Raw genomic sequence first — 23,302 nt, forward strand, 5'->3', positions numbered from 1 at the left:
CACCATGCCCGCGCCCGCGATTCCGGCGACGGCCAGCCCGCCCAGCATCACCACGTAGCTGGACATGCCCGCGTTCCCGCACTCCACGCACGCCACCGCCGGGTCGTCCGGCTCGTAGTGCACGGGCAGCTTCGCGCCAGAGGCATACCGGTGCGTCAGGCGCTGGGCCTCCGGCAATGTGCCCGTGTCATTGCCTCCGAACGAAATGGTGTCCGCCGAGTAGGTGTGGCCACCCACCGCGTACTCGTAGCGCACCTCGGGGTGGAAGCGGGTGCTGCGCCGGTTGCGCAGCGTCTCCACCCCCGAGGCCACCACGGTGCCTTCCGTCGTGGGCCAGCGCTCGCTCGCATGAGAGCGGTACAGCATGCGCCCGCCCCCGAAGGCGAGCATCGCTCCGAAGAGCAGCATCAACCCCGCCAGCAGCACTTTCATCATCTGGGTCTTCCCTCACGGCGACTCGGGGGCCTGGGCGTGGGCCCGCTCCCCGAGCGCTCACGGTTCACTTCGTGCAGTGCAGAAGCCGCGCCACCAGCTTCCCTCGCGAGCACACCGAATCCCGTGGGGCAATTCGCCCCGAGTGGGGCGGTTCGCCTCGGGCGCCGCCCCAGGTCCGCCCGACGCGCGACTTCCCACCCCGGCCCTATTCGAGGGCAGACTGTCCGCCATGCCATCCCTCGACACCGAGCTCGACACCGCCCGCCGCATCGCCCGTGAAGCGGGCGCCCTCTTGCTGGAGGTCTACGCCACCGCCTTCTCCGTCGAGGACAAGGCGGGCGGCCAGGGGCCCGTCACGGAGGCGGACACCCGGGCCAACGCCCTCATCGTGGACGCGCTGCGCCGGGCCTTCCCCGGTGATGGCGTGGTGGCCGAGGAGTCCGACAACAGCGCCGTCGCAGGCCGCTTCGAGCGCTGCTGGTTCGTGGACCCGCTCGACGGCACGCAGGAGTTCGTCAACCGCAACGGCGAGTTCGCCATCCACATCGGCCTGGCCATCGGCACCGAGGCCGTGCTGGGCGTGGTGTACCGGCCGGTGGGCGACACGCTCTACTCGGGCGTGGTGGGACAGGGGGGCTTCGTGGAGTCGGCGGGCACTCGCCGCGCCCTGCGCGTGTCGGACGTGGCGGAGCCCGCGTCGCTGCGACTGGTGGTGTCGCGCTCGCACCGCTCCAAGCTGACGAACCAGGTGGTGGCCCGGCTGGGCATCACCCAGGAGCAGGAGTCCGGCTCGGTGGGCGTCAAGTGCGGCCTGCTCGCGGAGTCCAAGGCGGACCTCTACCTGCACGTCAGCGACAAGAGCTACCGCTGGGACAACTGCGCGCCGGAGGCCGTGCTGCGCTCGGCTGGAGGCATCCTCACGGACCTGGGCGGCACGCCGTATCGCTATGACGGCTCCGAGCTGCAGAACCTGCGCGGCCTGCTGGCCTGCAACGCCGCCGCGTTCCCGAAGGTGCAGCCCGTCGTCACCCGCTTCGCGCGCGAGGCGAAGCTCATCACCTGACGCGGGCGTCAGTCCGCGTCGGCCGCCTGGCGCAGCTGCGCGTAGAGCCGGGCCAGATCTTGGAGCTGGTAGTGGGCATTGAGCCCGCTGGGGTTGGGCAGCACCCACAGCCGCGTGGTGCCCATCGTCTCCGGTTGGAGCCCGAGCCCAGCCTTGGGCCGCGCGAAGGCGGTGCGGTACGCGCCCATGCCCAGCACCGCGAGGAAGCGCGGGCGGTAGCGGCGCACCTTGGCCTCCAGCGAGACGGCGCCCGTGAGCAGCTCCGCCTTGTCGAGCAGGTCCGCCGTCGCCGTGGCGCGGTCGACGACGTTGGTGATGCCCAGGCCGTGCTCGAGCAGCTCGGCCTGCTCCGGGGGACGTAGCTGCCGGGGCGTGAAGCCCGACAGGTGCAGCGTGGGCCAGAAGCGGTTGCCGGGCCGCGCGAAGTGGTGGCCCATCACCACGGAGTAGAGGCTGGGGTTGATGCCGCAGAAGAGCACGCGCAGGCCGCGCGCGAGGATGTCCGGCATGGTGCGGCCGGTGGCCGCGGAGAGCTCGTCCCGCGTGGGGCCTCGTGGCGAGGGCATGGGGCGCATCTCGCCTCAGCCACGCGGGGATGGCAACGCCCGGGCTGGCGGGGACGTTCTGGGTGGGGCACTCTGCGCGCTTCCCGTTCCGAGAGGGACGTCCACTTCCCACCGCTGGAGACCTCGCGCATGGCGCACATCGTGACGCTGACGCTCAACCCCGCCATCGACGTGGCCACGTCGGTTCCGGAGGTCACCCCCGAGCACAAGCTGCGCTGCGGCACCGTGCGCAGGGACCCGGGCGGCGGCGGCATCAACGTGGCGCGCGTGGTGCGGGAACTCGGCGGCGAGTCCATCGCTGTCTACACCCGGGGCGGCGCCACCGGGCTGATGCTGGAGGAGCTGCTGGAGGAGAAGGGGCTCTTGCGCCGCTCCATCCCCGTGGAGGGCTCCACCCGCGAGAGCTTCACCGTGGCCGAGGGCACCAGCGCCCGCGAGTACCGCTTCATCCTCCCCGGGCCCGTGCTCTCCGAGCGCGAGTGGCAGGGCTGTCTGAGCGCGGTGGGGGAGGTGGCCACGGGCGCCGCGTTCATCGTGGCCAGCGGCAGCCTGCCTCAGGGGGTGCCCGAGGACTTCTATGCGCGTGTCGCGCGGCTGGCGAAGCGGCTGGGGGTGCGCGCGGTGGTGGACACCAGCGGGGCGCCGCTCTCCATCGCCCTGGAGGAAGGAGTCTTCCTGGCCAAGCCCAACCGCCGCGAGCTGCGCGAGCTGACTGGCATGAAGGCGGAGGACCTGGACACCCAGGCCGAGGCGGCGCGCGAGCTGGTGGCGCGGGGGCGGGCGGAGGTCCTGGCCGTGTCCATGGGCGCCGACGGTGCGCTGCTGACGACGAAGGACACTCAGCTGCGCGCCTCGCCTCCGCCCGTGGAGACGCACAGCTCGGTGGGCGCGGGTGACAGCTTCGTGGCGGGGCTGACGCTGGCGCTCTCCCGGGGCCAGTCGTACGAGGACGCCCTGCGCTGGGGCATCGCCTCCGGCACGGCGGCCCTGCTCTCCCAGGGCACGGACCTGTGCCTTCGGGCGGACGTCGAGCAGCTCTTCACGCGGGTGGTGGCCGTGCCCCTGACCCGCACCGCGTAGCGCCGACCCGGGTAGACTTCGCCTCCTCGGGTGGTGCCTGAGCAAGGGAGGGGGCGCCATGTCTCTCTTTCCCCGCGACAAGAGCAGCCGGGATTGGACAGAGTGCGCTCGCGTGTCCGCCTCCACACCCCCTCTTCCCGCAACTTCCGCTTCCACCCGTCTTGGGCCCTGGCATTGGGTCGCGTTCCTCGTCGGCGTGACGCCGCTCGTGGTGTACGCGTTCTCGCCCCGCATCGGCGACCTGGACCTGTACTTCAAGACGGCGCGCGCCTTCCTCGCCGGCGCCACGCCCAACCAGGACTTCCGCTTCGAGTACCCGCCCTACGCGCTCCTGTGGTTCGTCCCCGCCGCGTGGGTGCGCTCCACGCAGTGGGAGTTCATCCCTCTCTTCGGGCTCCAGCTCGCGGTGATGGATGGGTTCATCAAGTGGGTGCTGCTGACCGAGGGCGCTCGCAAGTGGGGCCGGGCGTGGCGCTTCGTGGTGCCGTGTCTGGCGTACTCGGTGACGTCCTGGATGGCGGCGCTCTACTACCTCAAGCGCTATGACCTCATCCCCGCGGCGCTGACGATGGCGGCCCTCTTCGCGCTGGCGCGTCGTCGCGAGACGGTGGCGGGCCTGGCGCTCTCCGTGGGCGTGGTGACGAAGCTCTACCCCGTGGTGCTGGTGCCGCTGGCCCTGGCCGTGGCCTGGAAGCGCGGCACGCTGGGCAAGCTGGTGGTGGGCCTGACGCTGGGCGTGGCTCCGCTGCTTCCGTTGAGCGCCGTGTGGCCGTGGTGGGGCTTCGCTTCGTTCCATGTGGACCGGGGGCTCCAGGTGGAGTCGCTCGGAGCCTCGTTGTTGTGGGCCTCGCATCACCTGGGGTTGGTCGAGGGCGTGCGGTGGATTCACGCGCCCGCGGCGTTCGAGCTGCACGGCGCCGCCGCCGAGGGCGTGCGGGCGGTGAGCCGGTGGCTGTGGGTGGTGGGCTCGTTGGGCATGGCCGCCGTGGGCATGTGGTCCGTGCGCCGCCGGCTCCCCGAGCGGATGGAGGACCTGGCGCGGCTGGCGCTGGGGCCGCTGGTGGCCTTCATCATCCTCAACCCGGTGTTCAGCCCGCAGTTCATGACCTGGGTCATGGGCGCGGCGGCGTTGGCGCTCCTGTCGGGCTCGCGCACGGTGCCCGTGCTCATCCTCGTGGCCGCCATCCTGTCGCGCGGCGTCTTCGTGGGGCCCACGTACAAGGATGGGCTGGGCGTTCCCCAGACGCTGCTGCTGCTGGCGCGCAACGGGATGCTGCTCGTCGCGGGCTACCTGCTGGTGCGGGATGCGTTGCGGCGGGTGGCCTCGGATGACGTGTCCCCCCAGGCGACGTCGGCGCTGGACTACCTGCCCGCGTCCGTGGAGGCGGGCTGCGCGGAGTCCGCGGGCATCGGGCTGGCGAGTCAGCGGCGGTAGGGCGTTCCGTTCTTCATCACCCAGCGGACCTTGCGCACGGCGGAGATGTCCCGCGTGGGGTCTCCGTCCACCGCGACGAGGTCCGCGAAGAGCCCCGCCTTCACCCGACCGAGCCGGTCCTCGCGGTGCAGCATCCTCGCGTTGCCGGAAGTGGCCGCCTGGAGCACCTGCACGGGCGTCATGCCGTACTCGACCATCAGCTCCATTTCGCGCCCGTTCTCTCCGTGGGTGAAGACGCCCGAGTCGCCACCCACGCACATGGGCACGCCCGCCGCGAGCGCCGCGCGGAAGCTGGCGCGCTTCTCCTGAATGGAGGCGGGCTCCGGGTCCACGCCCTTCTTCCAGCCGTGGTAGCGGAAGAGCGCGTCACCCGCCGCCAGCGTGGGGCAGAGGAAGACGCCTCGCTGGGCCATGAGGCGGAAGACCTCCGCTGTTCCTCCGTCGCCGTGTTCGATGGTCTCCGCACCGGCGAGCACGGCGCGGCGCATGCCCTCGGGCGTGCTGGCGTGGACCGAGACGGGACGGCCACCGTCGCGCGCCGTCTCCACGATGCGCGTCATCTCCTCGAGTGAATAGGTGGGGCGCGCCTCGCCCGAGGGGCCCCAGCGATAATCGCCGTAGACCTTCACCCAGTCGGCGCCCCGGCCCATCTGTCCGCGCACCGCGCGCACCAGGTCATCCACCCCGTCGGCCTCCTCGGCGCCCTGGGGGACGTGCCACTCGGGAGCGAAGCCCTTGGGGCCGTAGGTGCCGCTGGCCACCAGCGCCCGCGTCGCCACGAGGAGTCGAGGTCCGGGGATGATGCCCTGTTGGATGGCTTGCTTGAGCCCGACGTCGGCGTCGCCCGCGCCCTCGGTGCCCAAGTCCCTCGCGGTGGTGAAGCCCGCGAGCAGCGTCTCGCGCGCGTGTTGGGTGGCCCGGGCCACGCGCAGGGCCAGGGACTCCTTCAGCACCTGGTCGTTCCAGGTCGCCTCGTTGTACGGGTGGAGGAACAGGTGCGAGTGGCCCTCGATGAGGCCGGGCAACAGCGTGGTGCCGGTGAGGTCGATGACCTCCGCGCCCTCGGGCGGCTTCACCTGGGCCGAGGGGCCCGCGGCGACGATGCGCTCTCCGGTGACGAGGACGACCCAGCCCGTATGGGGCTTGGGGGTGACGCCGTCGAAGACGCTCGTGGGGCGCAGCAGGTAGGACCTTGGAGCAGGGGCCGAGGCTCCAGGCTGCTGGGCCGAGGCCGTGGTGACGACGAGGGCGAGGAGGAGGGCGCGCATGGCGGTGCCTGGGCGTGGGTGTGGGGGAGGGGATGATGGCGCGGGAGGCGGAGTTGCAGCGCTGGTACCTGTTGGTGCAGCGCGAGGACTGCGGCATCCGCAACCAACAGGACCTGGACTTGATGTACCCGATGCCTCCGCGGGTTCGGGAGTGACACCGGGCGGGGGCGCGCCAGGCAGCTAGGGCGTGGCGCGCCAGGCGGCGATGGCGAAGAGGGCCCAGCCGGCGAGGAAGCCCAGGCCGCCCAGGGGCGTCACGGCGCCCAGGACGCGGACGCCGGAGAGGGCGAGCGCGTAGAGGCTGCCGGAGAACAGGACGATGCCCACGAGCATGGCCCAGCCCGCGCCGTTCAGGAGCGAGGAGGGGCGCAGCAGGGCCAGCAGTCCCACCGCGAGCAGTCCGAGCGCGTGGTACATGTGGTAGCGCGCGCCCGTCTCGAAGATGACGAGGAGGTCCGGGGGGAGCCGGGCCTTGAGCGCATGCGCACCGAAGGCTCCCGCCGCCACGGACAACAAAGCGTTCACCGCACCGAGCACCAGCCACCACCGCATCATCGAACGCCTTTCATCGAGAGTCCGTCTGGTGCACGCTACACCGCCGTTGATGGAGCGTCCTGGCCGACGTGAACTCCGGGCCACTCATACCCGCATGACATCCCTCACTTTCACTCCTTCTTCCAAGCCCATCCCCTTCGAGCTGCGTCCCTCGTCCATCCAGGGCACGGGCGCCTTCGCCACCCGCCGCATCCGCAAGGGCGAGCGCATCATCGAGTACATCGGTGAGCGCATCACCCAGGCGGACGCGGACGTTCGCTACGACGACGAGGGCATGGGGCGGCACCACACCTTCCTGTTCAACCTGGACCCCAATACGGTGCTCGACGCGGGCACCCTCCACAACGAGGCGCGCTACATCAACCACTCGTGCGCGCCCAACTGCGAGGCGCTCATCGACAAGGGGCGCATCTACATCTTCGCCCTGCGCGCGCTCCAGGTGGGTGAGGAGCTGGTCTACGACTACGCCTACGAGCGCACCGAGGAGATGGGGCCGGACTCCGAGTCCCTCTACATGTGCCGCTGTGGCGCGCCCCAGTGCCGGGGCACCATCCTGGCGCCGGAGAAGAAGGCCCCCGCCCGGAAGAAGGCCCGGGCGAAGAAGGGGAAGAAGTCCACGTCCAAGTCCCGCTCCGCGAAGAAGCCCGTGAAGGGGAAGAAGACGGCGACGAAGCCTGTGAAGGGCAAGAAATCCACGGGCGGGCGCAAGCGTCTGGCGGGGTGAGGTGGATGGGGTCGGGCCTGACGCTCTCGTGTCAGGTGCGTGCCGATGGGAGTTCGAAGGCCGGCGCCGCCGATGAGGCCGCCGGCCTTTGTCTTGTCATTCGTGGGGGAAGGCAGGGTTTGTGTCGGGCTGAACAATGTCTGGCGGAATCGTGAGGGCTTTGTGGCCACCGGGACGTGTTCCCAAGGAGCGTGTGCCGGTCATTTCAGTTGATGGGGACTCATGGCCACTCAGGATGATGATGAGAAATTGCCCGAGGGCGCGCTGGCGGAAAAGGCCGCGCCGCGGAGGGGCGCGCCCGCCTTGGATGTGACGCTCACGGTGCAGCCGCCCGCCCAGGGTGAGGGAGTCCCTCTGAAGCAAGGCTCCGAAGGGGGGCTGGATGCTTTTCCCGTGCCGGGGTGGGAGCGCTATCAGCCCTTGCGTTTCCTCGGGCAGGGGGGAATGGGGCGTGTGTTCCTGGCGAGGGACCCCCGGCTGCATCGTCAGGTGGCGCTCAAGTTCGTCCGGGACGAAGGCCCCGAGGTCACCCGCCGCTTCGTCGCGGAGGCGCGTGCGCAAGCTCGGGTGAACCACGAGCGCATCTGCAAGGTGTACGAGGTGGGGGAGGTCCAGCGGAAGGTCTTCATCTCCATGCAGTTCATCGATGGAGAACCGCTCAGTGCGCTCGCGCGCACGTTGCCCCTGGAGCAGAAGGTGTTGGTGCTGCGCGATGCCGCGCTGGGCGTGCACGAGGCTCATCGTGCTGGACTCATCCACCGCGACCTCAAGCCCTCCAACATCATGGTGGAACGCGACGCGGAGGGAGCGCTCAAGACCTACGTCATGGACTTCGGCCTCGCGAGGGACTGGGCGGCGAGCGTGACGGTGGAGGGAACCCTGCTGGGCACGCCCCAGTACATGGCGCCCGAGCAGGCCCGTGGGGAACATGCCCGGTTGGACCGCCGAGCGGATGTCTACAGCCTGGGCGCCACCCTCTACTTCCTGCTCACGGGACAACCCCCGCTCACGGGAAGCACGGCACTGGAGGTATTGCATCAGCTCGCCACGGTGGAGCCTCGTCCTCCGCGAGAGCTGGAGCGGAGCGTGCCCGTGGACCTGGAGGCCATCGCGCTCAAGTGCCTGGAGAAGGAGCGCTCGGCTCGCTACGACTCGGCGCGGGCGCTGGCGGAGGACCTGGACCGCTTCCTGGCGGGAGAGCCGGTGCGTGCGCGCACGGGCCCGGGCTATCAGTTGCGCAAGCGGCTGCGCAAACACTGGCGTCTCGTCGCGGTCGCCGCATCCGTGTTCCTGGCGCTCTCTGGCGCGCTGGGTTGGGGCGTCCTGTCGCGCCGCGAGGCCCGAGAGCGTGAGCGAGTGGTCCGACAGGAAGCCGATGAGCGAGAGCGGCTGGCCCGGCGCTTCACGGAGCGGGTGGAGCGCATCGAATCGTTGGCGCGTTACTCCGCGCTGGCCCGACTGCACGACACGCGTGGAGACAGGAAGCTGCTGCGTGCCCAGATGGACGCGCTGACGGAGGACATCCAGCGCAGTGGTCCAGGTGCTCGCGGCCCCGGGCAGTATGCCCTGGGCCGTGGGGCTCTTGCCTTGGGAGCGGTTGACGAGGCGCGGCGGCATCTGGAGGCCGCGTGGGCGCAGGGGTTCCAGGAGCCTCGGGTGGCCTATGCACTCGCGCTGGTGTTGGGACAGATGTACCGCCAGCAGTTGTTGGAGGCCGAGCGCTTGCGCTCGCCGGAGCAGCGCGAGGCGCGGCTGAGCGACATCGAGCGCGTCTATCGCGCCCCGGCGCTCAGGTACCTGCGGCGGAGTCAGGGGGCGGAGATGCCCGCGCCCGATTACGGCACGGCCCTCCTGGTCTTCTACGAAGGGCGGTTGGATGAGGCTTTGGCCTTGCTCGACAAAGTGGGCACCCAGCTGCCCTGGTTCCACGAGGCGCCGATGTTGCGCGGCGATATCCTGGTGGCGAGAGCGACTCGGACCTGGAGCGGCGGTGGGCGTGACGCGGCGCTGGCTGACTTCGAGGCGGCGCGAGGCGCCTATGCCCTGGCGACCTCCATCGCGGAGAGCCTGCCGGCCCTTCACCGCGCGCTGGGCGAGCTCGAGTACGCCGTGCTGTTGATGGAGCTCTATGGGCAGGGAGATGTGCGGCCTGCCTATGAGCGAGGGCTCGCGGCGGTGTCACGCGCATTGGTGGTGGCCCCGGGTGATTACGAGGCCCAGGTGCTGGAGTCGAGATTCCACCGTCGCTGGGCGGAAGACCGGGGACGCCACGGCGCGGAGGTGGAGCCGCTGCTCCAGAAGTCCAGCCTGGCGGTCCGTGCGGCGCTGGCCAGCGTGCCGGAGCGCCCCGAGGCCCGGCGCGAGCTTGGGAGCGTCTTGCTTCAAGGGGGACAATCCCTGCGGGAGCGAGGTGGGGACCCCCGAGAGCTGTTTCGCGAGGCCCTGGTGTTGCTGGATGGACTCCGGCCGGAGGACCGTGACTACACCGCGCACAACCAGCGGGGCCTCGTCTTGAAGGAGTGGGCGGTTTACGAGGAGCAGGTGGGTCTGCCATCTCGTGACACCCATGGGAAGGCCATCGAAGCCTATCGAGGGGCCATCGCGCTCGAGGCTCGAATGCCCGAGGCGTGGATCAACCTGGGCGTCTCGTATTTCAACCGCGCCCTCGCCTCGACAGGGGCGGAGCGGGACTCTGACCTGGAGCAGGCAAGCGCCACGCTCGACAAGGCCCGGACTCTCAATCCCAAGCAGGTGGCGACCTGGTTCTACGCCGGAGAGGTGTACTCGGTGCGGGCCGAGCGGCGAAGAGATGCAGGTGAAGATTCGCGGCCTGAGATGGCCAGGGCGCTGGAGTCGTATCGCCAGGGGCTTGCCATCAATCCCAAGCTCCCAGCGCTTCATATTGGAGTGGGCATGGTCTTGCGCCGTCAGGCCGAGGAGGCCTGGGAGCGAGGAGGCTCGTCTGAGTCCCTGTTGTCAGAGGCTGGAGCCAGCTATGAGCGGGCCCTTGCCGTGGCTCCAAACCTGCTTCCTGCGCTCAACAACCTGGGGGAGGTGCACACCGTTCGGGCACGCCACCTGAGAGAGGCAGGCAAGGACCCGAATGCGAGCGTGAGCGCGGCGGTGGCCGCCTATCAGCGAGCGCTCGCCGAGGCTCCCCAACATGCACAGCCGTGGTCCAACCTGGGGACCATCGAAGCGCTGTCAGCCGCCCATTCCCTGGAGAAGGGCCTGGACCCGGGTTTGACGCTGGCCAGGTCCGAAGCCGCGTTCCAGAAGGCGCTGAAGTACAACCCTCGCTTGGGTGAAGCGTGGCATGGGCTCGGAGAACTGCGCGCAGTCAAGGCGCGGTGGAACGCGAGGAGAGGACATGCGCGGGCCGAGGACTTCGAGGAGGCCGATCAAGCCTTCGACAAGGCACGGGAACTCAGCCCTGATCGACATGACTTTCGACTGGACTTTGGCCGGTTCTGCCTCGACCGGGCTGCCTGGCTGGCCAGGGTGGGCGGCGATGCCAGCCTTGTCCTGGCGCGAGGTCTCTCTCAGGTGGAGGCGTCCCTTGCTGCACGTCCAGGCTGGCCCAGTGCCCGGGCCCACCGGGCAGGACTCCTCCTGGCGCGTGCCGAATGGGCACAGGGCGAGGAGGAGAAACTGACGGAAAGGTCCCGGGCCCGACAAGAACTCGAAGAAGCCGTGTCGCGCAATCCCAATCTCGCTCCGCGCTGGATGGCTGAACGAGTCCCTGGGCGGTCATCGCCGAGTCGATGAGCCCTGGTTATGCTGGGTCTGGGTCGCCCAGGCCCACATTCAAATTGGCGCGGATGTCGCCTCGTTCGTGTTCCGGGTCCCGCCATGCGGCGATGAGGATGGAACTGCCAGGAGGCAGGGTGTTCGTGAGGAGCTTGTTGGGGACGATGGGACGGAGGTGGGTCACATTGTCGGTCACGTCGATCCATGCGAGGTGGATCTCGGGCGTGGGGATTCCGCGGGCGACGGTGACAAGCAGGGTGTGATTGGGAGAGTCGGTGAGGTTGGTGATTGTTGCTGCGGAGATGAGGCCGCCGTTGAATTCCCATCCACTGTTCGTTGCATTGAACGTGTAGGTTGCTTCGAGATTTAGCGCTGGATGCGATGCCGTGGTCATTGGGGATGCCCTTTGATGGAGTGACTCAAGGGGTTGTGCAAGTCATGGGCCCGGCGAAGTCCTCCTCCTCCGGGTCAGACCAACCCCAATTCCTTGATGCGCCGGTTGAGCGCATGTCGAGACACTTCCAGCCGACGCACCATTTCATCCAGGTCACCCCCGCATTCTTGAAAGCAGCGAGTGATTTCCTCCACACTCAGGTCTCCCGCGAGGCGGATGCTCGGGCTTCGCTTGATGAGGTTGTAGATGGAGGAGCGAGGGATGCCCAGTTGGTCCGCCGCGCGTTTGATATCCCACTCATTCGCGCGCAGGGCGGAGATCAACTCCCGCTCCTCGACCTCGGTGGATTTACGGAGTTGGGGGCTGCCGACGTCTGGGGTTGGTACCGCCCCACGTGTGCCAATTCTTGGCGGGTCCTCGCGGTTGTCAGACTCCAGGGTGAGTCGTTGACCCGGGTCCAGGGTCGGTCGACCCCGGCTTCGGATGACGAACTGGCGCGCCACGTTCCGAAGCTGGCGGATGTTGCCGGGCCAGGAATGAAGGAGCAGCCGAACCGCGAGCGTGGCGGGGAGCCACGGGGACGCATAAGGGTCGCTCGGTGAGAGGCGATGGGACTCGCCAATGCCTTCCAGTGCTTCGCGGGCGAAGTGAAGGAACAGCGGGCCGATGTCCTCCCGACGCTCGCGCAGGGGTGGGAGCTGGATTTCGTAGCCAGCGAGCCGGTGCAGGAGCGGCGCCTTGAAGCGACCCTCGCGGATGTGGGTCTCCAGATGTGCATCCGTGGCGGCGACGAGTCGGACATTCGTGGCGACAGGCGTACTCGCTCCCACCGGATACAGCTCACCCGTCTCCAGGACCCGGAGCAGCAGCACCTGAACCTCGGGAGAGGCTTCGCCCACTTCATCCAGGAACAGAGTCCCTCCCTGTGCGGCTCGGAAGTAGCCCTCGCGGTCGCGGTGGGCTCCCGTGAAGGCCCCCTTCGTGGCGCCAAAGAGTTCGGATGCGGCGAGCTCCTTGGGAATGGCGCCCAGATTGACGCTGATGAAGGGTTGGTCTCGCCGTGGACTGTGCTCATGGAGCGCCCGTGCCACCAGTTCCTTGCCGGTTCCCGTCTCTCCACGAATGAGGACCGGGAGGTCCACGTCGGCGACCCGCCCGATGTCCAGTCGAACGTGTTGCAATCCCAGGCTTGCGCCGACCATGCCCCGCGAGATTGGGTTTGCTTGCTGCTCCGCTTCGGCCAGGTGCAGGAGCAGCACGACTCGCCCAGCCAGTTCCAGGGGAAAGCCTTGCGTCAGCGCCTCCGAGTCCAACTCGACTGTGCCCTGGAGCGGGACTCCTCGCGAGGTGCATTTGCCCGGGGGGCCCTCGTTGCTGATGTGAAGCCTCTCACCCACTTGCTTGAAGCGGAGGATGGGCTTCCGGCTGAGAAAAGGGTCGCTCAGCGGCTCTCCCAGGATGCTTCCCGGCTTGGTGAAGTCCGGGAAGTTTCGTGACAGCGGTTGTTCTCGACCCGCTGGGAGTCCTTCGAGCAGGAGTCGCTCGCCGGCGCGTGTCGCCCTCGGATGGGCAACCACGGTGAGGGCTGGGATTCTCCGGGGAGAAGGCGTCGTGCCGCGATGAACGTCCGAGGCGGCCGTGGAGACATCGGCCGTTGCCAACAGGGATTGGAGTTCTGGTAATCCGGAGCGGGACATCCGGCGGGACGCTACTCGGCTTTGCAAATCGTGCAGCGCCGCCGCCGGGCCCTTCAGGTCATTCCAACTGGAAACGTGAAGAGGTGGTCAGTTGAGAGACTTGCAGAGCGCGTGGCCCACGCCCTGCGGGTCCACGTCGCGGATGATGCAGCCATAGCCAGGGCCGTGGATGGTGCCACCTCCGCTGAGCCGTGCGATGTCCCAGGTGGCGAGCTTGGCGCAGACCTCGGCCGAGCGCGTCCTCGCCTCCGAGGGGGAGAGGAGCGTCTGGCCGGGAGCGCAGGGGCCGTCACCGACGACCTTGAGGAACGTGCTCGACGAGGTCTGCTTGCAGACGGTGTGGCCCAGCGAGTTGAGTTCGACGGCGTTGACTCCGCAGCCATAGCCCGACCCGCGCAATGCGCCACTGCCATCCAGACGCGCGATGTCCCAGGTGTCGAGCAGACCGCAGACGGCGTTCTGGCTGGCGAGCACGTCGTTGAGCGTCGCGATGGCGTAGCCGGTGGGGCACGGGGTATCGCCGGTGACCTTCTGCACGTCGCCGGGAAGCGCGGCGGACTGATGGGAGAGGGGTTCGTCCTGCTCGGTCGTACCGCAGCCCGTGGTGACCTGGGTGAGGAGGACGGAAGCGAGGAGGCACTGCTTGATGCGCGTGTGGCCCATGTGAAGCTCCTTGCGGCGATGGCGTCTCATTCACGCCGCGAGGGCTGAGAGCAGGACATGTGCCAGGACTTGGAGAAGTCGCTGCTCCAGGAGGGCCCCTCGATGGGCGGGCGCATTCGCGGGGTGTTGCCGTGTCCAGGACATGTCCGCGACATGTCGCGGATGTTGGGTGGGGACCTCACGCGAAGTTTCATGGGTCGAGTGGCTTCAGGGTGTGTGGGATTGAGGTGGCGGATGGGGTTGGAGCTAAAAGGGCAGGCCCCTTTGGTCAGGCACATTCGTGGCCCCGGGATAGAGTGTCCCCGTGAACGACATCCTCTCCTTCCTGCTCACCGAGCCCCCCGAGCCCGTCACCCTCGACTCCGTCGAGACGTGGTGGCGTCGTCACCTGGAAATGGTGTCCCGCTTCCCGGCTCCCGCGGACCTCGCGCTCGCGGGAGGCTTTCGTGCGGACCGGCTCGGCTTTGCGTTCGCCTCCGGCTACCACGCCGCCCACCGCTTCCTGTTCCCCATGCTCCCCGCCGACAAGCCCGTCGCGCTTTGCGCCACGGAGCCCATGGGGGGCCATCCCGCCGCCATCCAGACGCGCCTGTCCCCGTCGCCCACGGGCTGGACGCTCACGGGGGAGAAGGCCTTCGTCACGCTGGGCTCCAGTGCGGAGATGTTGCTCATCGTCGCCTCCGAGGGTCAGGACGAGCAGGGCCGGAACAGGCTTCGGATGGTGTCAGTGGACGCCCGACGCGCGGGCATCAAGGCCACGGAGCTGCCCGCGCTCCCTTTCGTGCCAGAGGTTCCCCACGCGGAGCTACGGCTCGAAGACGTGGCTGTGTCTCCGGATGAAGTCCTGCCGGGTGATGGCTATACGCGCTACCTCAAGCCCTTCCGCACCGTGGAGGACTGTCACGTCCAGCTCGCGCTCCTGGGTTGGCTTCTCCAACTCGGTCGCCGGAGTGGCTGGCCCGACTCCACGCGCGAGGAACTGCTCTCGCTCGCGGTGATGATGCGTGGACTGGCCCAGGCAGACCCTGCTTCCGCGGCGACGCATGTGGCGCTCGGCGGCGCGCTGGCCCAGGTGAAGCGTACGGTCATCGAGAGCGAGCCCCTGTGGGCTCAGGTCGATGCGCCCACCCGCGAGCGCTGGGAGCGCGACCGCAAGCTGCTCGGCGTCGCGGGGAAGGTTCGGGCCAAGCGACTGGAAGCCGCTCGCGCGAAGCTCTCGGGCGCGGCGCAGGAGCAGGGCGACTGACCTCCGGCGGCACGCGTGCCACGGCCTGGGACGCCACACCCTCGATGCTCGTCCCCAGAAAGACGAAGGGCCGTGCCCCTGTGCGGGACACGGCCCTGACACGCCTCACGGCGTGAACCCCGGTCTGCTCAGTACCGTCCGCCGCCCACGGCGGAGACGAGGGCGGACAGGATGCGGTTCTCCACGCCCCACACGGCCTTGTTCAGGCCCTTGATGCCCGCTCCGCGCAGGTAGTCCGTGAAGTCGTGCAGCGCGGTGGAGCGCTGCATGCCCTGTCCCTCCGCCGCGTACAGCAGCGGGGTGCCCGGCGCGCCCGTCAGGCCCAGGTCGGGACAGGCCTCGGACAGCTTCGCCGGATCAATTCCCGTCGCCGCTGACAGCATCGCCACCGTGAACTTGTGCACCGGCAGCTCGCGCGCGTTCGGCACCTTCTTCAGGACCTTCTCCCGGTCCTTCGGATCCGTCGCGAGCTGATCCAACGTCACCTTCGACATCGCGATGAGCTGCTCGTTCGACACCTTCTTGCCGTCCAGGATGGCGCGACCCAGCAGCGACGCCGGCGTGTCACCCTTGATGGAGATATCCGCGCCCGGCATCGTCTTCATCCGCTCCCAGATGGCCTGCACCGCCTTGCCCACCTCGGTGTCCGGCCCGCCACGCCACGCGCCCGGCGTCGGCTGCGCCGCCACGGCCTGCACCGGCGCCGCCAGCTTCGCCTCGAAGGTGCTCAGCTGCGCATGGCCCACCGCGTTGGCCCTCGCCGGGGCCGCCGTCTGCTGCGCATCCTTCTGCGGCTGGAGCGACGTGGAGGGGTTCGACGTGACGACTCGGGGGCGGCTGCGGATGGGATCCATGCTTGGGGGACTCTCCGGACTTCGACGAATCAGGAGGTTATCGCAGGAACTCGGTAAAGGTTGCCGCCCAGCGGAACTCCGTCCGCACTCCCTGTGTGACGCGGCATGTCATGGGTTGATCCGCCGGAGCCCGATCTGCCCGGAGGGCTCCGCGCATTCCGCAGGACAACCGGTCCGTGAAGCCGTATTCGGACCCCCATGAAGCGTTTCCCCGCCGAGTTCGCCGACCTCCTCACCGCCAAGGGCCGCCGCATCCTGGAGGGGCGGGACGCGTCGGTGTCGGGCGCGCTGCTGGACCCCGCGCGCCGCTTCGTCTCCCTCCAGGGCGTGGTGGACGCGACTCGCGCCGCCGCCTGTCGCAACGCGCTCGACGCGGCCCTCAACGACACCCTGGTGCCCATGGAGGACCCCATCCCCTTCGACTCCATCTCCGGGATGACGATGAACTACATGGAGCTGCTGCCCAAGACGGTCCGCGTGCGCACGGCGCTCCTGGAGAGCCGGCGCTCCCGCTCCTGGCGCGCGGCGGAAGCGGTGGGGCTCACCACCATGCTGCGCTCGGACACCTTCGCCGCCTTCGCCGCGTCCGTCAGTGGCCGCGTGCTGCGCCGCAAGTGGGGCATCCAGGTGCTGTGCTACGGCCCCGGCGACTACTCCGGCCCGCACAACGACCACCACCCGGAAGAGGTCGAGGCCCGCGACGGCTACGTGGACATGCACGTGAGCCTCACCATGCCGGGTGTGGACCACCAGTACCTCGTCTATGAAAAGGACGGGCACCTGTCCGAGCTGACGCGCGTGAGCACCGTGGGCGGCATCACCGTGTACCGGCTGCCCTTCTGGCACTACACGACGCCGCTGCTCGCCCGGCGAGGCAAGGAGGACCAGTCCCGCAGGTGGGTGCTGCTGGGGACCTTCCTCGACGCCGCTCCCCAGGCCCGTCCGTCCTCCACCGTACCTCCGCCAGGGACAGGGGCCCGTCCGCCCGCTCGGGGGACGTGATTCGGACGTGGCGAGACGCCCGCCAGCGGTTAGCTTCGGGCCCACATGAGCCCCACCGACACCGATGCCCTGGCCGATGACCTGCTCGCGTACATCGATGCCTCGCCCACGCCGTACCACGCGGTGCGCGAGACGGCCCGCCGCCTGGAGCAGGCCGGCTATCGCGCCCTGGACGAGCGCGAGTCCTGGACGCTGAAGCCCGGTGAGCGCGTCTACGTCACCCGGGGCGACACCAGCATCGCCGCCTTCCACCTCGGCACCGCGCCGGTGGACCGGGCGGGCTTCCGGCTGGTCGGCTCCCACACCGACTCGCCCAACCTGCGGCTCAAGCCCAACGCCCAGGTCACGAAGAACGGCTACCAGCAGCTCGGCGTCGAAATCTACGGCGGGGTGCTGCTGCACACCTGGACGGACCGAGACTTGTCGCTCGCCGGCCGCGTGGTGCTGCTCGAGGGCGGCAAGCCCCGGGGCCACCTGGTGGACTTCCGCAAGCCGCTGTTGCGCGTGCCCAACCTGGCCATCCACCTCAACCGGGGGGTGAACACGGAGGGCCTCAAGCTCAACCCGCAGGAGCAGATGGTGCCCGTGCTGGGCCTGGAGAGCGCGGGCGCCTTCGACCTGCGCGCCTTGCTGGTGAAGGAGCTGGCGAAGGGGGGCGTGAAGGCGGAGGCCGCCGACATCCTCGGCTACGACTTGTGTCTCTATGACTTGCAGCCGTCCACTCGCTCGGGCGTGCATGAGGAGTTCCTCCATGCGCCGCGCCTGGACAACCTCGCGAGCTGCCATTCGAGCCTGACGGCGCTGCTCACCGGCCCCGCCTCGCGCGAGGCCACCAGCGGCGTCATCCTGTTCGACCACGAGGAGGTGGGCAGCCGCAGCGCGCAGGGCGCCGCGTCTCCCTTCCTGCGCACGTTGCTGGAGCGCCTCACGCTGAGCCTCTCGGACGGAAAGCCCGACGCGTTCCACCGCGCCATGGCCCAGTCCTTCCTGGTCAGCGCGGACATGGCGCACGCGGTGCACCCCAACTACGCGTCGCTGCACGAGCCCAAGCACCAGCCGCAGATGGGCGCCGGGCCCGTCATCAAGTCGAACGTGAATCAGTCCTACGCCACCGATGGCGAGTCCTGGGCGTACTTCGCCGCGCTGTGTCGCGAGGCGGGGGTGACGCCGCAGCACTTCGTCACGCGCACGGACCTGGGATGCGGCAGCACCATCGGCCCGATTACGGCGGGACAGCTCGGCATCCGCACCGTGGACGTGGGCAACCCCATGTTGTCCATGCACTCCATCCGGGAGATGGCGTGCGCGTCCGATGTGGCGGCGATGGTGGCCGTGCTGCGCCGCCTCTTCGCGTGAGCAGGGGTGTCAAAAGCCGGCCGGGGAAATGATAGATCTCCGCGTGTGACTTGGCCGCGCGCGGGAGGTCCCTGGTGGTGCGAGGCGCCCTGGAAGCGGGTTCTCCCCCGCCAGGGCGCACCGCTCGGCCTCTCCCTCCCCGGGGGCAAGGTCGAGCGCTCCCGGCGCTACCTCGCGCGAGTCTTCCGCTGGCTCTCCCAGCCGCGCACCGTGCTGCACGTGGGGCTGGCCGGCTCGCACCGCTGCATCGTCAGCCAGGACGACGAGGGCCGGCGCTACCTCCAGTTCGGCTGGGACAGCGCCTACCAGAGCGTGATGGGGCAGGGCTTCCCGCTGCGCCTGGAGCTCGAATACACGCAGGGCATGATTGGCGGCGTGGCCTTCGTGGCCAATCCGCAGCGCATCCTGATGATTGGCGTGGGCGGCGGCTCGCTGCCCATGTTCCTTCGCGCCGCGCTGCCCCAGACGCGCATCGACGCGGTGGACTCCGACGCGGAGGTGCTGGAGGTCGCCCGGCGCTACTTCGGCTTCCGCGAGGACGCGCTCCTGCACGCGCACGTGGCCGACGGGCGCCGCTTCATCGAGACTCCCGGGCCCGCCTACGACGTCATCCTCCTGGATGCCTATGGCCCCCGGGGCATGCCCAAGGCGCTGGCGACGTGGGAGTTCCTCCAGGCAGCCAAGGCTCGGCTCACTCCCGACGGCGCGGTGGTGAGCAACGTGCACCGCTCACCCAATCCGCTGTACCCGGCGATGCTCCAGACATGGCAGGCGAGCTTCGCGCAGCTGCACGCGTTTGACTCGCAGACGACGGCCAACCGAGTCTTCGTGGGGCTGACGTCCACGCAGAAGGTGTCGCGTGGCGCGCTGAAGGCCCGCGCCGGTCGGCTGGCCCGCGCCGCGCGCTTCAACCTGCGCGCGCTGATGTCCCGAAGGTTCGAGGACCGCGAGGTCCGCCGCGCCACCACGGAGGGACGTCCGCTCCCTTCGCTGGACCTCGTGCTGCACGACGAGGACTGACTTCGCCGCCGCGTCAGGACAGCGAGCGAGTCAGCCGCTGCTCACGGGCCTCGCTCAGCGTGCCGACGTCCAGCAGGGCCGCGAGCTTCTCCTGCGTGGAGAGGGGCTCGGCGTCGCCGCCCAGGAGCTTGCGTCGCGCGGACTCCAGGGCAGCTGGGGAGGTGTGCTCGGCGAGCCCCGGCTGAGACTCCAGCAACGCCAGGTGCAGCGCGTGCGTCTTGGCGTCGGTGAGCACCCGTTCAATGGCGTCCGGCACCGGCTCCACCGCGTGCTCCTCGGTGATGGCCTGCGCGCGCTCCAGCACCTCGGGCGGCTCCGTCTCCTCGGGCAGGAGGAACAGCCCCCGGCGCGCGGCCCACATCCCCAGCGAGGAGCGCGCCGTCAGCACCGTGAGGGGCACCGAGAGCAGCAGGCCCGCGACCACCGGAATCAACCACGCCACCAGCGACGTGGACACCAGGGAGGCCACCAAGACGAGCCCCACGCCCGCCGCCACGTGCGCCGCGTGACGCCGCGCCGCCTCCGCCCAGGGCAGGTCCGCGTCCTCGCGCTGCTGGCTGGACCAGTTCACCCGGTAGCCCAGAATCGTCCCGAAGACGAAGTGCGACTGGAACAGCATCATCACCGGCGCCAGCAGCGAGGCCAACACGCTCTCCAGCAGCACGCTGAGCGTCAGCCGCACCCGGCCGCCCATCTTCGCCGCCTCACCCGGGCGCACCAGCGCGAGCGTCAGGCCCAGCAGCTTGGGCGTCAGCAGCATCCCCATGGACACCGCGAACAGGCGCAGCGAGCCCGGCGCATCGAAGGCCAGGCTCGCCGTGTCCAGCGAGTGCGCGTCCGCGTCCAAGAAGAAGCGGTCATGCAGCGCCGCCACCAGTCCCGACAACAGGAACAGCAGCCACAGCGGCGAGGCGACGTACGACATGACGCCCATCAGGAAGTGGCCCCGGCTGAACGGATGCAGGCCCCCCGCCATGACCAGGCTCAGGTGCTGCAGGTTGCCCTGGCACCAGCGCCTGTCACGCTGCGCGTACGCGAGCAGGTTCGGCGGCGGCTGCTCGTAGCTGCCACCCAGCTCCGGCACCAGCCACACCGTGTAGCCCGCGCGCCGCATCAGCGCCGCCTCGACGAAGTCGTGGCTGAGGATGTGTCCGCCGAAGGGCTGCTTGCCCGGGAGCACCGGCAGGCCGCAGTGGTTGATGAACGCCTCCGTGCGGATGATGGCGTTGTGGCCCCAGTAGTTGGACTCGCCCAGCTGCCACGCCGCCGCGCCCGCGGCGACAATGGGCCCGTACACCCGGCCCGCGAACTGTTGCAGCCGCGCGAACAGCGTGGTGCGGCCCACGTTCAGCGGCGGCGCCTGGAGGATGCCCGCGCGCGGGTTGAGCTCCATCAGCCGCGCCATCTTCACCAGCGTGCGGCCGTCCATCAGGCTGTCGGCGTCCAGCACCACCGTGAAGTCGTAGCGGCGTCCCCACCGCTCGCAGAAGTCGCCGAGGTTGCCCGCCTTCTTGCCCGTGTTGTCCGTGCGCCGCCGGTAGAAGATGCGTCCCTGGCCGCCCACCCGGCGGCACAAGTCGGCCCAGGCCAGCTCCTCCGCCACCCACGCCTCCGCGCGCGTGGAGTCGCTCAGCACGTAGAAGTCGAAGGCGTCCAGGTGCCCGGTGGCCGCGACGGACTCGTACGTCGCCTGCACGTTGGCGAAGACGGAGGCCGGGTCCTCGTTGTGGATGGGCATCACCACCGACGTGCGCGACGCCAGGGGCAGGGCTTCTTCATCCACCGTGGGATAGCGCAGCCCGGGGAGCCGGGGGCCGAAGGCGAGCTGGAGGAAGCCCGCGATGGCCGTCCAGAAGGACAGCGAAATCCACCCGAAGCACAGCGCGAAGAGGAACACCAACACCACTTCCGGAGCCGACGTGCCCTGGGCGCTCAACAGGCGGTGCATCTCCAGCGTCCCCACGAGGGTGGTGACGGCCGCCAGGCCCAGGACTCCGACGCGCCGCAACCCGGCGCTCTCGGGCGAAAACGAATGGGCTTCCATCGCGAGGCTCCGGAACTCCCCCGCTCAGCGGGAGATGGAGACGTCCGGCGCCGCTCCGCGCCACCAGCGGCGCAGCAGCTCACCGAACGGCCACAGCACGAGCTGCTGCTCGGGCATCACCGAGCTGACCTGCGCGGGCGCGGGCACCGGCACCGCCGCGCGCGCCGCCTTCACGAAGTCCTCCGGCGCCGAGGGCCGGGTGAGCAGCCGCGCGCCCCGGCTCGCGCCGTCGCACAGCACGAAGGCCGCGCGGCCTCGCGCCAGCAGGCCCGGACCCGAGTGCTCCAGACCCAGCACGCTCGAAAGCCACGTCTCCATGCGCGCCCGGGCCAGCGCCACCGCCGCCTGGGGCTGGGCTCCCTGAGCGCCGTAGCCGTCCAGCACCCACGCCGCCAGCGCGGACAGGTCCGCCTCGGCGCTGAAGCCGAAGCCGCGGAAGAAGGTGTCGATGGCCGCGCGAGAACGCGGGACTGCCCACACGGTGGACGGGACGGAGGGGCAGGCGGTCAGCGTCGTCACGGAATCCACAGGTAGCTCCAGGTCTCGGTGAGGGTCTCCGAGCCGCGCTTCAAGAACGCGCGCAGCTCGGTCGGTACCGCGGGTGAGGCGGGGTGCAGCTCGAAAGTCGCGCGCCAGCCGCCCGTGGGCGTGTGGCGCGTGGCGATGGGTCTCATGACCTTGCCCGAGCCGGCGCTGACGACGAGCTCCACGGGCGTGTCGCTCTCCTTCAGGTCCGGCACGGCGGAGAAGTCGATGACGAAGCGGCGCATGGGGCGCGCGTCCTTCAGCCTGGCGCCCTTCCACGAGTCGCCCGCGTCCAGGCGCGTGCTGACGACGGTGGCGGCCGTCACGGGCCACGGCGAGCGCGAGCCCCAGTGCAGCTTGTACGCGACGCGCAGCGAGTCGCCGGCCGCCAGCGGCTTCTGGGGCACCCAGAAGGCGACGATGTTGTCGTTCGTCTCGTCCGGCGTCGGCAGCTCCACCAGCCGCACCACGCCCGGGCCCCACTCGCCCACCGGCTCCACCCACGCGCTGGGGCGGCGCTCGTAGTGCGCCTCCAGGTCCTCGTAGTGGTTGAAGGCCGTGTCGCGCTGCAGGACGCCGAAGGCGCGCGGGCTGTCCACCTGGAAGCTGGAGACGTTGATGCGCTCGGGGTTCTGCAGGGGCCGCCAGAGCTGCTCGCCCGTGCGCGTCCAGACGAAGAGGCCGTCCGAGTCGTGCACCTCCGGCCGGAAGTCGTCGTAGTCGCCCCTGTCATTCTCCCCGAAGAGGTACATGCTCGTCAGCGGCGCCACGCCCAGCTGCTCCACCGGCTTGCGCGCGAAGACAGTGGCCTCCACCTCCATCACCGTGTTCGCCCCGGGGATGACGGTGAAGCGAAACGCGCCGGTGACGCTGGGGCTGTCCATCAGCGCGTGCACGACGACGCGGTCCGCGCCGGGCGCGGGCTTCTCCAGCCACAGCTCACGGAAGGCGGGGAACTCCTCGGCGCGCGCCGTCGCCGTGTCGAGGGCGAGCCCGCGCGCGGACAGGCCATACAGGTTGCCCTGGCCCAGCGCGCGGAAGTAGCTGGCGCCCAGGAACACCACCAGCTCGTCGAAGAGGTCCGAGCGGTTCAGCGGATGCGACAGCCGCATGCCCGCGAAGCCATCCGCCTTCTTCAGCGGGCCGGGCTTCACCAGCGGGCCGTAGGTGAACAGCTCCGGCGAGAAGCGCAGCGGCGCCGCCTTGCCGCCGGACACCTCGTACATGGCCACCGGGAACTGGAAGAAGAAGCCGGGGTGGAAGAACTGCGCCTGGAAGGGCAGCCCCGCCTCACGCCACTGCGCCTTCTCCGGACGGAAGCGGATGTCCCGGTACGCGTCGTAGTCCAGCGTCCGGTAGGTCTCCGGCAGCGTCGACACGGGCTCCACATACGCCTGCGCCGCCTTCGCCCGCGCCCGCTCCACCACCGTGTCGGCCGTGAAGGCCGTGGCACCGCGAGCCTGCGACGTGGACGAGGAGGGGGTCGCCGCGCACGCGGTCCCAGCCGTGGCCACCAGCGCCACGCCCAGCCACCGCACGCACGCCGCGCGCGTCCCACCGTGCTTGTTCCTGTCCGCCGTCACGCCAGATTCCTCCGAGTTCCGCTGAGGGGCCGAGCGGCTCCG

The 23,302-nt window shown here is 69.7% G+C and carries 21 protein-coding genes; 10 read left to right on the plus strand and 11 right to left on the minus strand.

Annotation, left to right across the window (positions count from 1 at the left end; genetic code table 11):
• On the minus strand, positions 1 to 435 hold a 435-nt coding region (locus ACN469_RS07690; protein ID WP_498765666.1), incomplete at its 3' end, for a DUF3592 domain-containing protein.
• Positions 436 to 664: 229 nt separating this feature from the next.
• Between ACN469_RS07690 and ACN469_RS07695 the strand changes: the two genes are divergently transcribed.
• A complete protein-coding gene (locus tag ACN469_RS07695) occupies positions 665 to 1,498 on the plus strand; it encodes a 3'(2'),5'-bisphosphate nucleotidase CysQ family protein (RefSeq protein ID WP_498765668.1) in 834 nt (277 codons plus the stop codon).
• A gap of 8 nt (positions 1,499 to 1,506) precedes the next feature.
• On the opposite strand, the gene mug is transcribed toward ACN469_RS07695, so the two are convergent.
• Positions 1,507 to 2,064, minus strand: coding sequence for a G/U mismatch-specific DNA glycosylase (mug, locus tag ACN469_RS07700; RefSeq protein ID WP_498765670.1), 558 nt, complete (start codon positions 2,062 to 2,064; stop codon positions 1,507 to 1,509).
• Positions 2,065 to 2,193: 129 nt separating this feature from the next.
• Here mug and ACN469_RS07705 point away from each other — a divergent pair, with 129 nt between their 5' ends.
• Positions 2,194 to 3,144, plus strand: a complete 951-nt coding sequence (locus ACN469_RS07705; RefSeq protein ID WP_498765672.1) for a 1-phosphofructokinase family hexose kinase — start codon at positions 2,194 to 2,196, stop codon at positions 3,142 to 3,144.
• A 196-nt stretch (positions 3,145 to 3,340) separates the two neighbouring features.
• Positions 3,341 to 4,579, plus strand: coding sequence for a glycosyltransferase 87 family protein (locus ACN469_RS07710; protein WP_498765674.1), 1,239 nt, complete (start codon positions 3,341 to 3,343; stop codon positions 4,577 to 4,579).
• On the opposite strand, the gene ACN469_RS07715 is transcribed toward ACN469_RS07710, so the two are convergent.
• The gene (locus ACN469_RS07715; RefSeq protein WP_498765676.1) at positions 4,567 to 5,847 is read right to left on the minus strand and encodes a metal-dependent hydrolase family protein; all 1,281 of its coding nucleotides are present in this window, start codon (positions 5,845 to 5,847) and stop codon (positions 4,567 to 4,569) included. The genes ACN469_RS07710 and ACN469_RS07715 overlap by 13 nt on opposite strands.
• 32 nt (positions 5,848 to 5,879) lie before the next feature.
• Here ACN469_RS07715 and ACN469_RS07720 point away from each other — a divergent pair, with 32 nt between their 5' ends.
• Complete coding sequence (locus tag ACN469_RS07720) at positions 5,880 to 6,002, plus strand: hypothetical protein (protein WP_498765678.1); 123 nt, start codon at positions 5,880 to 5,882, stop codon at positions 6,000 to 6,002.
• Between the two features lie 25 nt (positions 6,003 to 6,027).
• Here the strand turns inward: ACN469_RS07720 and ACN469_RS07725 are convergent, their stop codons facing one another.
• Complete coding sequence (locus ACN469_RS07725) at positions 6,028 to 6,402, minus strand: DUF423 domain-containing protein (RefSeq protein WP_498765680.1); 375 nt, start codon at positions 6,400 to 6,402, stop codon at positions 6,028 to 6,030.
• Positions 6,403 to 6,496: 94 nt separating this feature from the next.
• On the opposite strand from ACN469_RS07725, the gene ACN469_RS07730 reads away from it, so the two are divergent.
• A complete protein-coding gene (locus ACN469_RS07730; protein WP_498765682.1) occupies positions 6,497 to 7,126 on the plus strand; it encodes an SET domain-containing protein in 630 nt (209 codons plus the stop codon).
• A 222-nt stretch (positions 7,127 to 7,348) separates the two neighbouring features.
• Positions 7,349 to 10,894 (plus strand): protein kinase domain-containing protein, encoded by a 3,546-nt coding sequence (locus ACN469_RS07735; protein ID WP_498765684.1) that lies wholly within the window; start codon positions 7,349 to 7,351, stop codon positions 10,892 to 10,894.
• Between the two features lie 7 nt (positions 10,895 to 10,901).
• On the opposite strand, the gene ACN469_RS07740 is transcribed toward ACN469_RS07735, so the two are convergent.
• From ACN469_RS07740 to ACN469_RS07750, 3 genes are all read right to left on the minus strand, one after another.
• A complete protein-coding gene (locus tag ACN469_RS07740; protein ID WP_498765686.1) occupies positions 10,902 to 11,270 on the minus strand; it encodes a hypothetical protein in 369 nt (122 codons plus the stop codon).
• A 74-nt stretch (positions 11,271 to 11,344) separates the two neighbouring features.
• Positions 11,345 to 12,967 (minus strand): sigma 54-interacting transcriptional regulator, encoded by a 1,623-nt coding sequence (locus ACN469_RS07745; protein WP_498765688.1) that lies wholly within the window; start codon positions 12,965 to 12,967, stop codon positions 11,345 to 11,347.
• Between the two features lie 87 nt (positions 12,968 to 13,054).
• A complete protein-coding gene (locus tag ACN469_RS07750; protein ID WP_498765690.1) occupies positions 13,055 to 13,630 on the minus strand; it encodes a hypothetical protein in 576 nt (191 codons plus the stop codon).
• A gap of 304 nt (positions 13,631 to 13,934) precedes the next feature.
• On the opposite strand from ACN469_RS07750, the gene ACN469_RS07755 reads away from it, so the two are divergent.
• Complete coding sequence (locus ACN469_RS07755) at positions 13,935 to 14,876, plus strand: acyl-CoA dehydrogenase family protein (RefSeq protein WP_498765692.1); 942 nt, start codon at positions 13,935 to 13,937, stop codon at positions 14,874 to 14,876.
• A 128-nt stretch (positions 14,877 to 15,004) separates the two neighbouring features.
• On the opposite strand, the gene ACN469_RS07760 is transcribed toward ACN469_RS07755, so the two are convergent.
• Positions 15,005 to 15,730 (minus strand): hypothetical protein, encoded by a 726-nt coding sequence (locus ACN469_RS07760; protein ID WP_498765694.1) that lies wholly within the window; start codon positions 15,728 to 15,730, stop codon positions 15,005 to 15,007.
• A 198-nt stretch (positions 15,731 to 15,928) separates the two neighbouring features.
• Here ACN469_RS07760 and ACN469_RS07765 point away from each other — a divergent pair, with 198 nt between their 5' ends.
• Genes ACN469_RS07765 through ACN469_RS07775 form a run of 3 tightly spaced genes read left to right on the plus strand, consistent with a single transcriptional unit; the run spans position 15,929 to position 19,108 of the window.
• A complete protein-coding gene (locus tag ACN469_RS07765; RefSeq protein WP_498765696.1) occupies positions 15,929 to 16,732 on the plus strand; it encodes a hypothetical protein in 804 nt (267 codons plus the stop codon).
• A gap of 45 nt (positions 16,733 to 16,777) precedes the next feature.
• Positions 16,778 to 18,088, plus strand: a complete 1,311-nt coding sequence (locus ACN469_RS07770; protein WP_176434195.1) for a M18 family aminopeptidase — start codon at positions 16,778 to 16,780, stop codon at positions 18,086 to 18,088.
• 45 nt (positions 18,089 to 18,133) lie between these two features.
• Positions 18,134 to 19,108 carry a spermidine synthase gene (locus ACN469_RS07775; protein ID WP_498765698.1) on the plus strand — a complete coding sequence of 325 codons (975 nt, stop codon included), beginning with the start codon at positions 18,134 to 18,136 and terminating at the stop codon, positions 19,106 to 19,108.
• A 13-nt stretch (positions 19,109 to 19,121) separates the two neighbouring features.
• Here ACN469_RS07775 and mdoH read toward each other — a convergent pair whose 3' ends face one another.
• Genes mdoH through ACN469_RS07790 form a run of 3 tightly spaced genes read right to left on the minus strand, consistent with a single transcriptional unit; the run spans position 19,122 to position 23,260 of the window.
• A complete protein-coding gene (gene mdoH, locus ACN469_RS07780) occupies positions 19,122 to 21,152 on the minus strand; it encodes a glucans biosynthesis glucosyltransferase MdoH (protein WP_498765700.1) in 2,031 nt (676 codons plus the stop codon).
• 24 nt (positions 21,153 to 21,176) lie between these two features.
• Complete coding sequence (locus ACN469_RS07785; protein ID WP_498765702.1) at positions 21,177 to 21,671, minus strand: hypothetical protein; 495 nt, start codon at positions 21,669 to 21,671, stop codon at positions 21,177 to 21,179.
• Entirely contained in the window at positions 21,668 to 23,260 is a 1,593-nt protein-coding gene (locus ACN469_RS07790) for an OpgD/OpgG family glucan biosynthesis protein (protein WP_498765704.1), read from the minus strand. The genes ACN469_RS07785 and ACN469_RS07790 overlap by 4 nt, the downstream gene beginning before the upstream one ends.
• Positions 23,261 to 23,302: the final 42 nt, after the last annotated feature.

It is taken from the genome of Corallococcus terminator (assembly GCF_049194865.1).
GTDB lineage: Bacteria > Myxococcota > Myxococcia > Myxococcales > Myxococcaceae > Myxococcus > Myxococcus terminator_A.